Annotated in this window: 11 protein-coding genes; 5 read left to right on the plus strand and 6 right to left on the minus strand. The window is 46.7% G+C overall.

Annotated elements, in window-relative coordinates; all coding sequences use genetic code 11:
* Positions 1 to 3: 3 nt before the first annotated feature.
* Both pstC and pstS read right to left on the minus strand, forming a co-directional pair.
* Positions 4 to 960: a phosphate ABC transporter permease subunit PstC gene (gene pstC / locus ACL6C3_RS05135; RefSeq protein ID WP_413165925.1), complete on the minus strand. Its 957-nt coding sequence runs from the start codon at positions 958 to 960 to the stop codon at positions 4 to 6.
* A 165-nt stretch (positions 961 to 1125) separates the two neighbouring features.
* Positions 1126 to 2280 (minus strand): phosphate ABC transporter substrate-binding protein PstS, encoded by a 1155-nt coding sequence (gene pstS / locus ACL6C3_RS05140; RefSeq protein ID WP_413165927.1) that lies wholly within the window; start codon positions 2278 to 2280, stop codon positions 1126 to 1128.
* A 328-nt stretch (positions 2281 to 2608) separates the two neighbouring features.
* Here pstS and bioB point away from each other — a divergent pair, with 328 nt between their 5' ends.
* From bioB to ACL6C3_RS05160, 4 genes are all read left to right on the plus strand, one after another.
* The gene (gene bioB, locus ACL6C3_RS05145) at positions 2609 to 3673 is read left to right on the plus strand and encodes a biotin synthase BioB (protein WP_413168264.1); all 1065 of its coding nucleotides are present in this window, start codon (positions 2609 to 2611) and stop codon (positions 3671 to 3673) included.
* Between the two features lie 132 nt (positions 3674 to 3805).
* Positions 3806 to 4393 (plus strand): biotin transporter BioY, encoded by a 588-nt coding sequence (locus tag ACL6C3_RS05150; RefSeq protein WP_413165929.1) that lies wholly within the window; start codon positions 3806 to 3808, stop codon positions 4391 to 4393.
* A gap of 68 nt (positions 4394 to 4461) precedes the next feature.
* The gene (gene lspA, locus ACL6C3_RS05155; protein WP_413165930.1) at positions 4462 to 4971 is read left to right on the plus strand and encodes a signal peptidase II; all 510 of its coding nucleotides are present in this window, start codon (positions 4462 to 4464) and stop codon (positions 4969 to 4971) included.
* An 88-nt stretch (positions 4972 to 5059) separates the two neighbouring features.
* On the plus strand, positions 5060 to 7321 hold the full coding sequence (locus ACL6C3_RS05160; RefSeq protein ID WP_413165932.1) for a PBP1A family penicillin-binding protein: 2262 nt from the start codon (positions 5060 to 5062) through the stop codon (positions 7319 to 7321).
* 552 nt (positions 7322 to 7873) lie between these two features.
* Here the strand turns inward: ACL6C3_RS05160 and ACL6C3_RS05165 are convergent.
* The 4 genes from ACL6C3_RS05165 to ACL6C3_RS05180 all read right to left on the minus strand — a co-directional run bounded on the left by ACL6C3_RS05165 (position 7874) and on the right by ACL6C3_RS05180 (position 11174).
* On the minus strand, positions 7874 to 8482 hold the full coding sequence (locus ACL6C3_RS05165) for a superoxide dismutase family protein (protein WP_413165934.1): 609 nt from the start codon (positions 8480 to 8482) through the stop codon (positions 7874 to 7876).
* Between the two features lie 152 nt (positions 8483 to 8634).
* On the minus strand, positions 8635 to 9636 hold the full coding sequence (locus ACL6C3_RS05170; RefSeq protein WP_413165935.1) for an ATP-binding cassette domain-containing protein: 1002 nt from the start codon (positions 9634 to 9636) through the stop codon (positions 8635 to 8637).
* A 259-nt stretch (positions 9637 to 9895) separates the two neighbouring features.
* On the minus strand, positions 9896 to 10258 hold the full coding sequence (locus ACL6C3_RS05175) for an SH3 domain-containing protein (RefSeq protein WP_413165936.1): 363 nt from the start codon (positions 10256 to 10258) through the stop codon (positions 9896 to 9898).
* Between the two features lie 82 nt (positions 10259 to 10340).
* Complete coding sequence (locus ACL6C3_RS05180) at positions 10341 to 11174, minus strand: alpha/beta hydrolase (RefSeq protein WP_413168265.1); 834 nt, start codon at positions 11172 to 11174, stop codon at positions 10341 to 10343.
* An 84-nt stretch (positions 11175 to 11258) separates the two neighbouring features.
* On the opposite strand from ACL6C3_RS05180, the gene gcvH reads away from it, so the two are divergent.
* A complete protein-coding gene (gene gcvH, locus ACL6C3_RS05185; RefSeq protein ID WP_413165938.1) occupies positions 11259 to 11648 on the plus strand; it encodes a glycine cleavage system protein GcvH in 390 nt (129 codons plus the stop codon).
* Positions 11649 to 11890: the final 242 nt, after the last annotated feature.

Genomic DNA, 11890 nt, shown 5'->3' on the forward strand with positions numbered 1-11890 from the left:
AAGTTACTGGTATTTCGATTGAACTCGGCTGACAATTAATTGAGCCAAAACATTAACCAATAGGGTTAATAAAAACAGCACAATTCCGGCATACATTAATGCAGAAACTTGTAAACCCGAAGCTTCCGGGAACTGGTTCGCCATCAAAGACGCAATCGTGTTACCGGGTGCAAATAGAGAAATATTGACTCTGTTGGAGTTACCAATAATCATCGTCGCGGCCATTGTTTCTCCCATGGCTCGCCCGAGTCCTAACATAATTCCCCCAACAATTCCCGAAAAAGCCGCCGGAATTAAAATCCGAAAAATCGTAATCCAACGGGTCGCCCCCAACCCCATCGAAGCCTGTCGCAAGTCGGGAGGTAAACTCGCCAGAGAATCGCGAGCAATTACGGTGATAATTGGTAAAGTCATAATCGCCAAAATCACACCGGCCGGAAACATTCCGGGTCCGGCGGGCGGCGTACTAAACAGAGGAATCCAACCCAAGGTTTTGTAGACAAACATCTGAATGGGTCGCAGGAAAGGAATCAAGACAAAAATTCCCCACAAACCGTAGACCACACTCGGGATAGCGGCCAGGAGTTCCACCAGGAAAGTCAAGATTCGGCGAACTCCGGGGGGAATAAAATCTTCACTCAAGAAAATTGCAGTTCCCAAACCCAAAGGAACGGAGATCAGTAGGGCGATCATAGAACTAATGATGGTTCCATAAATCATCGGCCAAGCGCCATAATTTTCATTGGGGGGGTCCCAAGCGCTGCTAAACAGAAACCCCAAACCAAACTTTTGCAAAGCGGGAAGGGCTTGTTGGGCGATGGGCAACGCAATCAAGATTAAGATTGCCGCAATACCCCAAGCAAAAATCCGTGTTAACCAAATAAAGCCGGAGTCTAGTTTTTTTTCGGCATCGCTACGTGAGCGTCCAACATCTGGAATCTTACCAGCAGGTGCAACCATAATTTAGTGTTTCTCAAAGGGGGTTGATTGATTTTCCTGATTACTCAAACCCAAAAATAACTATGAAGGGGTTAGTCGGGGTGAGGCGATACCGCCTCGACTATCAGTTGATTTACAAAGTTCTCAGCAACTCGACTGATAGCTCCCCAGTTTCTCATCGTCTCTCTAATCTACAGCAATTTGGTAGTCAGGAGTCAGTTGATCGGCTTGTTGTGCCACTCTCTCTCTCACATTTGGGGGAAGTTGGATGTAACCCAGTTGCGGGCTGATCTCTTGACCTTGGGTTAAACCATATTCCACCATCGCTTCAATAGACTTGGCGATCTCCGGATCGGGATATTCGCGATAGGTCAATAACCATGTGTAAGTCACGATCGGATAGGATTCTTCTCCTGCGGGATCGGTGATAAAAGCACGTAAGTCTTCCGGTAATTCTACCGCTTCTAGAGTCTTAGATGCGGCTTCACTGGTGGGTTTAATAAAATTTCCCGACTGATTCTCTAAAGATGCCATCGGTAAGCCTGCACTCTCAGCAAAGCCGTATTCGAGATAACCGATCGCTCCGGGAGTCTGACTAATTTGAGCCGCTACACCATCATTTTTTGCTCCGCCAATTCCTACAGGCCATTGTACCGTTTTTCCTTCTCCGACGCTACTGTTCCATTCTTCGCTGATACTGCTTAAGTGCTTGGTGAATACCCCGGTTGTGCCACTTCCGTCCGAACGGTATACCACTGTAATCGGTTGATCGGGCAGTTGTAAATCCGGGTTATTCTCTGCGATCGCCGGATCGTTCCAGTTGGTAATATTACCGAGTAAAATGTTAACATAGGTCTCGCGAGACAGGTTCAGTTCACCGTCTACACCGGGAAGATTATAAGCTAAAACAATACTACCTGCGGTCATCGGTAGCATTAATACGCCTCTTTCGACTTTAGCAATTTCTTCATCGGTCATTGCCACATCGCTGGCGGCAAACTGTACCAGTCCTTGAGTAAACCGCTCAACTCCGGCACCACTTCCAACGGACTGGTAGTCAATTTGCAAGTTTTGTGTATCCTGGGAGAATTCTTGGAACCAGCTTTGATACAAGGGAGCGGGGAAAGATGCACCCGCTCCGACCAAGTTAACTTGTTCGTTGAGAACCAGTTTAACTTCTCCACTACCCGAGGCGGCGGGTACACCCGCTTCTCCACCGGGGGTTGTATCGGTAGCGGTCTCGGTGCCTCCTCCACAAGCGGCTAGAGTGACAACCAGAGCCGCTGCTGAAATTTTGGTAACTACACCAGAGAGATTAAGTTGATTGAGACGAAAAAGCATAGCGGTGGGATTATTTCAGTATGACTGCACGAATACCATAGAGGATAACCTCTCGCTAGCCAATCAAGGTAAAGAAAAGGTTAAAGATTAATCATTCTAATCAATGCAGAAAACAATCTTCATCGCTATTGTCAATGCCAAGGGTGAATCGATTCTAGAATTTTTCTCAACAAGCTAATTTGAAGAAATAAGTCAAGAATTTCTGTAGGACGATGGTAGGATGGTAAAATTTCGATGAATTGCAAACAACACTAAGCGTAACGTGGTTCAAGTCCCACTCTCAACCCATTCTGACCGCACGAACGTTTCCCATGACGACAGCGTTCGGGTGCCGGAAACATCCCAAGCTCTGCAAACCTGGCTGAATGATTTAGCCGATCGCATTATTGCAGGAGATCTGCTCAGTCGCTCTCAAGCCATCGCCCTGGCTGAACAAATCAACACCCAAGACGAGATCATGCTACTGTGTGAAGCAGCCGATCGCGTTCGTCAAGCCTGTTGCGGTAACGTCGTCGATCTCTGTAGCATCATCAACGTCAAGTCGGGAAACTGTTCGGAAAACTGTAGCTTCTGCTCTCAGTCAGCCCATCACCCCGGCGAAAATTCCCCCGTTTATGGCTTAAAATCTTCAGAAGAAATCATTGCTCAAGCCAAAGCCGCCGAAGCCGCAGGCGCCAAACGCTTCTGTCTGGTTTCTCAAGGACGCGGCCCCAAATATAGTAGTCCGAAGTCGGGGGAATTTGAACAAATTTTAGAAACGGTCAAACGCATTCAGGCTGAAACCCAAATTAAACCCTGCTGCGCCCTCGGAGAAGTCACCCCCGAACAAGCAAAGGCTTTAGCTGAAGCGGGAGTCACTCGCTACAATCATAACCTGGAAGCCTCTGAAAACTTCTATCCCCAGATCGTCAGCAGCCACAGTTGGGGCGATCGCGTCGAAACCGTTAAAAACCTCAAAGCCGCCGGAATTCAAGCCTGCACCGGTGGTATTCTGGGCATGGGAGAAACCTGGGAAGATCGCATCGACTTAGCCCTCGCCCTGCGGGAACTCGAAGTTGAGTCCGTTCCTCTCAACCTGTTAAACCCCCGAGAAGGAACCCCCCTCGGCGATCGCCCCAAACTCGATCCCTACGAAGCCTTAAAAGCGATCGCCATCTTTAGACTCATCCTTCCGAAACAAATTCTTCGCTATGCGGGGGGACGAGAAGCGGTGATGGGAGAACTGCAAAGCTTGGGGTTAAAATCGGGAATTAATGCCATGTTAATCGGCCATTACCTCACCACTCTCGGTCAGTCTCCCGAACAAGATCGCGCCATGTTAGAGTCTTTGGGACTCGTGGGAGGAGAAGTTTTACAGTCACCAGTCACCAGTCACCAGTCACCAGTTTTATAGTCATCAGTTTTACAATAAACAGTTTACAGGCGATCGCTAAAAAAGCCGATCGCTGTAAAAACTGGTCACTGCATAACTGATAACTGTAAACTGAAATAACTGGTCACTGCTCACTGAAAACTGATAACTGTAATGACTCCTCCGTTAGAATTGCTGTGGGCAATTATTGGCGTTCTTTTAACCATTGGCGGCACATTTTTAGAAGCTTTTGCCGCCGATCCGTCTTGGCTATGGGAACAGCAAGAAATATCGGTTTATTCTTTGGGAGTCACCTATCAAATTGGGGCGGTTTTATTAGTCGGTTGTATGGGCGGAAAAAATGCGGCCGCCATGTCGCAAATTGCCTATCTTGTCCTGGGTTTAACCGTTTTACCCGTATTTTCTGAAGGGGGAGGAATTGGTTATTTGCGAGAACCGAGTTTTGGTTATTTACTTGGTTTTATTCCCGGCGGTTGGCTGTGCGGAATGCTGGCATTTAAAGCCCCCCCAAAATTAGAACTTTTAGCCTTTAGCTGCTTTTGCGGTTTGGCAGTTATTCACGGAGTCGGATTAACCTATTTAACCATCAATTATTTTATCCTGGAAGGATTCACAGCAGAAAGTTTAGCCTTAATAGAAGCCATCCAAAAATACTCCCTTCATCCCCTCGCCGGTCAACTCGGTGTCGCCTGTGCCATTAGCGTGTTATCCTATGTGTTGCGTGGGTTAATGTTTTATTGAATTATTGAAGCTAAAATCCGGTCAAAACACAGACTTGATGTGCGCTTTTTCTTCCGAGTTTCCCTGTTATGAAATTTAAAAAAAATCCGCTATTTTGGATCGCCGGAATTCTCAGTTTAATCGTCGATCATCTCACGAAATTTTGGGTCGTTCAAACCTTTGAACTCACCGATCCCGCCCAAACTCTCCCCCTGTGGCCGGATGTGTTTCACTTCACCTATGTTATCAATACCGGGGCGGCATTTAGCCTATTTAGTAACGGGGGCGTGTTGTGGTTGCGGTGGTTATCATTGGGAGTCAGTTTGGGGTTGATGGCGATGGCTTGGTGGGGGCCGAAATTGATTCGGTGGGAACAAATCGGATATGGTTTAATATTAGGAGGAGCATTGGGCAATGGAATCGATCGCTTTGTTTCCGGTCATGTGGTCGATTTTTTAGACTTTCGCCTGATTCGATTTCCCATCTTTAATTTAGCCGATGTTTCGATTAATATTGGGATAATTTGTTTGCTAATTGCCATGTTTATTCGCGAACAACCTCGGCATCCCCCCGGCGATCGCTCCTCGGGAAGACCTTGAGGCTAGAAAAGAGGAAGACTCCACAACTGATCAAAGTTGTGAGTAATATAGAGTGAAACGCTTTGTCTTGCATAGCCGATCGCTTAGTATGACGTCAACCAAGCCTCCACAGAAGCCGAAAACCCTTCTGGGTTCAATCACTCAGGTGGTTCAGACCCTTCATGCGAAGGTGAATTTTTCTCGGCTGCTTCTCAAACCCAATGCCCGAGTCCCGGAACTGTGGGTACAAAATGCGGATGCCGACACAGCCGATGTATATCCTTTACTCGGCGATCGCTATACATTGGGGCGTTCATCGCGATCGTGTGATATCGTGGTGCGGAACCCGGTTGTCAGTCAGGTTCATCTGTGTTTGCTGCGGTACGGGTCGTCAGGATCGCGAAAATTTTTCATTCAAGATGAAAATTCCACCAACGGCATCTATCTCAAGCGGCGACGCATTGGTAAACTTCCCCTGCGTAACGGGGATACCATTACCTTAGGGCCGCCCGAACTAGCCAACGGGGTGAGATTAAAATACGTCGATCCGCCACCTTGGTACTCTCGTTTGCTGTGGTATAGCTTTTTAAGCGTCTGTGGGATGAGTGCTTCGGCGACGCTGTTGGTGTTGGTGGAATGGCAAAAATTCGCAGTCCGACCCCTTCCCAAAACCATTACCGGACCTGTGGTGGTGTTTTCTGGGGATAACCGTCCCCTGCGTCAACTCAGCAATAACGCCCATTTAGAAGTTCAAAACCTTTCGGACGTTTCCAAATACCTCCCCCAAGCGGTTATTGCTTCTGAGGATAGTCGTTTTTATTGGCATTTGGGCGTCGATCCCATAGGCATTACTCGGGCATTTTTAACCAACGTTCAAGGGGGTGAAATTCGCGAGGGGGGAAGTACAATTTCCCAACAATTAGCCAGAAGTTTGTTTAGAGATTATGTCGGTACTGAAGACTCGGCGGGGCGGAAACTGAGAGAAGCAATTGTCGCTTTAAAATTAGAAACCCTTTACAGCAAAGAAAAGCTGTTATTAACCTATATTAATCAGGTTTATTTGGGTTTAGATTTGTACGGGTTTGAAGATGCAGCCCAATTTTATTTTGATAAATCCGCCAAAGAATTAACCCTTTCCGAAGCGGCAACCCTAGCCGGAATTTTACCCGCCCCCAACACGTTTAACCCCATTCAAAATTATCAGCTAGCGGTACAATATCGCGATCGCGTGATTAGCCGAATGTTAGAATTGGGAATGATTAGCGAGGAAGAAGCCGACCGGGCCAGGCGATCGCGAATTGAAATTAATCCCGAAGCCAAAGAACTTTTAGAAAGTACCATTGCCCCCTATTTCTACGATTATGTATTCGCGGAAATTGAACAACTTTTAGGGGAACAACTCGCCCGAGAAGGCAACTTTATCGTCGAAACGGCTTTAGACCCCCAGTTACAAAACCTGGCGGAAAATTCCCTTCGCAGCAGCTTAAGGACAACCGGGGCGGCGGCGGACTTTTCTCAGGGGGGTATTGTAACATTAAACTCGACAACGGGGGAAGTGGTTTCGATGGTGGGCGGAGAAGACTATCAACAAAGTCAGTTTAACCGGGCGACTCAAGCCTTGCGTCAACCGGGATCGACGTTTAAAATTTTTAGCTATGCGGCGGCTTTAGATCAGGGGATACCGCCCGGAAGTAGCTATTCCTGCGCCCCTCTGACTTGGCGGGGTCAAAGCTATCGCGGCTGCGAACGGTCCGGGGGGAACGTGGATATGTATCGGGGGATGGCGGTTTCGGAAAATGTTACCGCTTTGAGGATCGCTCAAGAAGTGGGTTTAGATCAAGTGATCGGTATGGCGCGACGGTTGGGGGTTCGTTCCGAGTTGAAAGCGGTTCCGGGGTTGGTTATCGGTCAAAGTGAAGTAACGCTGTTGGAAATGACCGGGGCGTTTGCGACCATCGCGAACGAGGGAGCGTTTAACCGTCCCCATGCCATTAAACGAATTTTAGATAGTAGCGATTGCGCTGATATTAATGATATTAGCACCTGTCGGGTGATTTATTCTTACGATCGCGAAAATCCGGTTCGCCCTCAAGTTTTACCGCCTTTGGTGGCGAGTACGATGACTCAATTATTGCAGGGTGTGGTTAGAAGTGGAACCGGTCAAAGTGCGTCTGTTGGAGTCGGAGAAGCGGGGAAAACGGGAACAACCGATGATAATGTGGATTTGTGGTTTATTGGGTTTGTACCGGAATATAATTTGACAACGGGGGTTTGGTTGGGAAATGATGATAATTCGCCGACCAATGGCAGTAGTGCAAATGCGGCTCAGTTGTGGAAAGATTATATGAGTCAAGTCTTAGGTATTCAGTAAATAGGCAATGGTTTTGTAGGGGCGGGTTCCAAATAAATATCTGTCTTCTTATCAATAATTTTTCTGAACCCGCCCTATCCATCTCTGGGGCGGGTTTATATCGGTTATTGCTTAGACCAATTCTTTATGAACCTGCATCTAATTGATCCCCCCAACCCCCCCTTAATCCCCCCTTGATCCCCCCTTAAAAAGGGGGGTGGGGGGGGTGGCGTAGGCGAAGCCTATCCGAAGGATATAGCCTGGAGGGATGCCTGACGGCACGCTACGCGAACAGAAAAAGTTGGATGATTATATCATGTCCGACTAATTAATAATCCTAAACGTAGGGGCGGGTTCTGCATTGATGTTGATGACTACTCCGAGATTGACATAAACCCGCCCCGCCCCCTAAGACACATTAATCAACCGGATATCATATTAGAAAGAAATGGTATTAGACAGATAAATTTGTGCTGAACCTGCGCCTACAGGATACGGGGGCGGGTTTATATCGGTTACTGCGAAGAATGATAAATTTGTGCTGAACCCGCCCCTACAAACCTGACACCTGTTTTAAGCTTGTTTCTCGATAATACCGCAACCCAAACGACCGCCACCGGCACCGCCTTGAACGCCGGTTGTGCCTTGATCTTCATCGACGTGTACAATAAAAGCGCTGCCATCTTCATCAAAAATACTTAATGGCCCGGGCGAAAGGGTGACGCGGTTGGTACGATGGGTTAAAGTGGCATTACCTTCGGCATCTGCGACTAAATTGGGTAAGTCTCCCATGTGAAAAGGATGGTTGGCGTCGGGGTTGGTTTCTCCGTAAGGACCCGGATCAAAATGTCCGCCTGCCGCCCCAAAATCGGGTTCACATTTGGCGGTTTGATGGATATGAAATCCATGTTTGGTGTTAGGAGGTAAGCCACTAACTTCGGCTTTGACTTCTACCGTTGGTAAGATTTCTGTGGTTTCCGAAGGTGAATTTTCGGTTAAAGTGACGGTTCCTGATACATTAGAATCGGGTGGGCTTTGGATATCTGCAACCGCAACAATTTGATTGCCGTTATCGGTTTGGGCTGTTGACTGAGTATTATTAACTTGATCGCAACTACCGACGACAACTGCTGTCAATATTACTCCCAATACAAGGGATAAAATTTTTCTGGGTCTATTCATAGGACAATCTCGTATTAACGCTTGACTTTTAATAAGTTTTCTTCCTATTGTAGCTTTACTCTAGAACCATTAACATTCCTTCCTTGCCAATTTCTACAATTTTCAGCCTTAAGGAAGAGTTCAGCCAATTCAAATGAAACTTCGGCATCCTTTCACTGAATTGTACCGCTACTAAACACTCGACCAATGACTTCTTCGATGGGAGGATCGCTTACGGTTAAGTCTAAGACATCGATTTGCGCTAAAATTTGAGCAACGGTATTTGTTAGGGTTTCTCGCTGCACTAACAACCGCACAGATTGCCCTTGAATCGCTTCGATTTCCCCATATTTTGATAAAATAGTCTTGAAGTCTTCCGGCTGTTCTTGGGGATGATTTGCCAGTTCTATTTTAACTTCTCGATAGGGGGCAAAACGTTCGAGTAGTCCGTCCAAACTGCCATCATAAATTAATTCGCCTTGATGAATTAAAATCACCCGTTTACACAAAGCGGTAATATCAGCCATGTAATGACTTGTTAGCAGAATTGTGGCGTGATATCGTTGATTATATTCGGCTAAAAATTCCCGGACGGCAACTTGCGCGTTCACATCCAAACCCAATGTTGGTTCATCTAAAAATAACACTTGGGGACGATGTAATAACGCCGCCAATAATTCCGCTTTCATCCGCTGACCTAGAGATAATTTTCTCACGGGTTGTTTTAATTCTTCTTTGAGGGAAAGCATCTCGCTTAACTCCCCCAAACGCAGGCGAAATTCTTGATCGGAAATTCCATAAACAGCCGCATTAATTCTCAGCGAGTCCAACGCCGGTAAATCCCAAATTAACTGTTGCTTTTGACCCATAACTAGGGTAATCTTATGTAAGAAGGAAGATTCCCGCTGAAAAGGGGTATGACCTGCAACTTTGAGGATACCGCCAGAGGGATGAATTAGCCCGGTCAGCATTTTTAAGGTTGTGGTTTTTCCCGCCCCATTTGCACCCAAAAACCCGACAACTTCCCCGGTTTCTAGGGTAAATGAAACTTCGCGGACGGCTTGGACTTGGCGGTAAGTCCGGCGAAAAAAGTGGCGCAGGGTTCCTTTTAAGCCCGGTTCTTTGACGGCAACGGGATAGACTTTGCTCAACTGTTGTGCGATAATAATTGACATAAGCGGTTAGGGTGATGATAGATGCGGAGAAAAAAATCTCCCTCCTTAATTTATCGCGTGATGCCTGCAAACCGGATCGCAATTAAACCCCAACCGCATTGAGTTGATTAGACCTTATACCAATTCTTTATGAAGCTGCATCTAATTGATCCCCCCGGCTTCGCCTACGCCCCCACCCCACCCCCCTTTTTAAGGGGGGATCAAGGGGGGATCATTAAAAGTTGGATGATTAGAAAGAAATGGTGTTAGCCGAACTCAATTAACATTTGAGATAGGCAGCCCAAACGTAACCTTCCATAATAGAAGTGCGAATAAACGCCCACTTGTTGTTACTGGAGGTTTTCAGCCATTCGACTCTCACCCCATCGGGTAAACTGCCGATAATTTTACCGTTGGGGGTTGAACGCACATTAAGCGGCGTATCTGTCGGGTCAGCAACGGCACAACTGCGGATATTGGCGAGTTGATATTCGGCTTGAGATAGATGTATCGGGTTGAGTCCAGTTTCCGAGGTGCGGTTAACAGGGGTTGGGGTAGCAATAGCGGAAAATTGGGGAACCGAAGTTAAGCCAATTCCTGTCAAAATTAGCAGGGATGTTCCGAAAAATTTAACGGCTTTCATGGTGCAAGCGTCCTCGTGTATGTTAACACGGTAAATGCACCCGCACAGAACTTCTGGATGGAATGATTATACACCGAATCGGCTAAATTGATCTAGAGTTATTTTCAACTAATTTGATAAATTTTTGTAAGGTTTCTTGATAACGTTGTCCGGCGACATCTAACACGTTGTTATGGTCGGCGCCTTCTACCCAAAAAGACATTTTCGGTTCGTTGGCTTTGGCGTAGAGTTTTTCTCCATGCCAAAAAGGGATGACTTGATCGCGATCGCCGTGCATAATTAACACAGGACAGTTTACCCGAGAGATTTTCGCCAGATTGGGGAATTTATCAAAGGGAAACAACCGGATGCGGGTAACAACTCGAAAAATACTGACAAATGAACTTTCAATAATTAATCCCCCAACCGGTTGACGGGAAGCCAAATCTACAGACGGCCCTCCCCCAACGGAACGACCGTAGACGATAATCTGATGGGGGGGTATATTTAATTTTTGGGTAAGGTAATTGTAGGCGGCGTTAATGGCGTGGTAGGTGCCTTTTACAGTGGGTTTTCCGCTGCTGGTCCCGTAACCGGGATAGTCGTAAACCAAGACAGAAAAACCGATATCCCGTAGCTGTTTGAGGTGGAAGCGAGTCTGTCCGATATCTTCGGCGTTGCCGTGAGAGTAGAGGATAGTATACTGACTTTCGGGGTTGGGGAGGTAAAGGGCGGTGATGCGATCGCCATTTTCGGCCGAAAATTGGATAAGATCGTTAGTCTGGGTGTAACTTGCGGGCGGAGGAAAAAAAATTAGGCGATCGGTTCCGAAATATGCCCAGATACCGACTCCAAGATAAATGATTATTGCAGAAGTCAGCAAGCGAGAGAGTGAAAATTCTCCTATAATTAGGCGTCTGAGAGTTACTTTATCGATCATAATCGTCGATTGTGTTGGGATGATTCTGTAGCTCAGTTTGCCCTATATGCCTGAATTTTTTTCAATTTGTGAGGAACAATTATGGTGCTTGAATATCCAGAAGATCTAAAGTACACTGAAACCCATGAGTATGTCCGACTCGATGGTGAAATTGCGACCATTGGAATTAGTGGTTTTGCCATTGAGCAACTTGGGGATATTGTGTTTTTAGAGTTGCCCGATGTCAACGATGCGGTTGAAAAAGGCGAATCTTTTGGGACGGTTGAGTCTGTTAAAGCCGTAGAAGATTTAAAAGCTCCGGTCAGTGGAACGGTAGTCGAACGCAACGATGATGTGGTAGAATCACCCGAACAGCTTGCTGAAGATCCCTATGGTGAGGGATGGCTGATCAAAGTTCGCATCGATGATGCCAATGACTTGGATGATTCGATGACCGCCGAGGAGTATCGGACTTTGGTTGAAGGTGAGTAGGACTTGAGTGATTGGGACTAGGGACGGAAAAATATCATTGATTACTCTCCTAACCCGCGAGGGACAACCGCTAAACCGGAGACTGGGATTGACTTTTCCCAAACAGTCGCGATCGCAGAGTTATCTTTGAGTCGAAATAAATGTGAGCTTAGTGTATCACAAGTCACTGTTCCTAGTTCCCGAATGAGAGAATTTGTTACAAATAAATAAGGAAGCTGTACAGGGTTAGTCCATCACCTTTG

Source organism: Capilliphycus salinus ALCB114379 (genome assembly GCF_047276495.1).
Classification (GTDB): Bacteria; Cyanobacteriota; Cyanobacteriia; order Cyanobacteriales; family Microcoleaceae; genus Capilliphycus; species Capilliphycus salinus.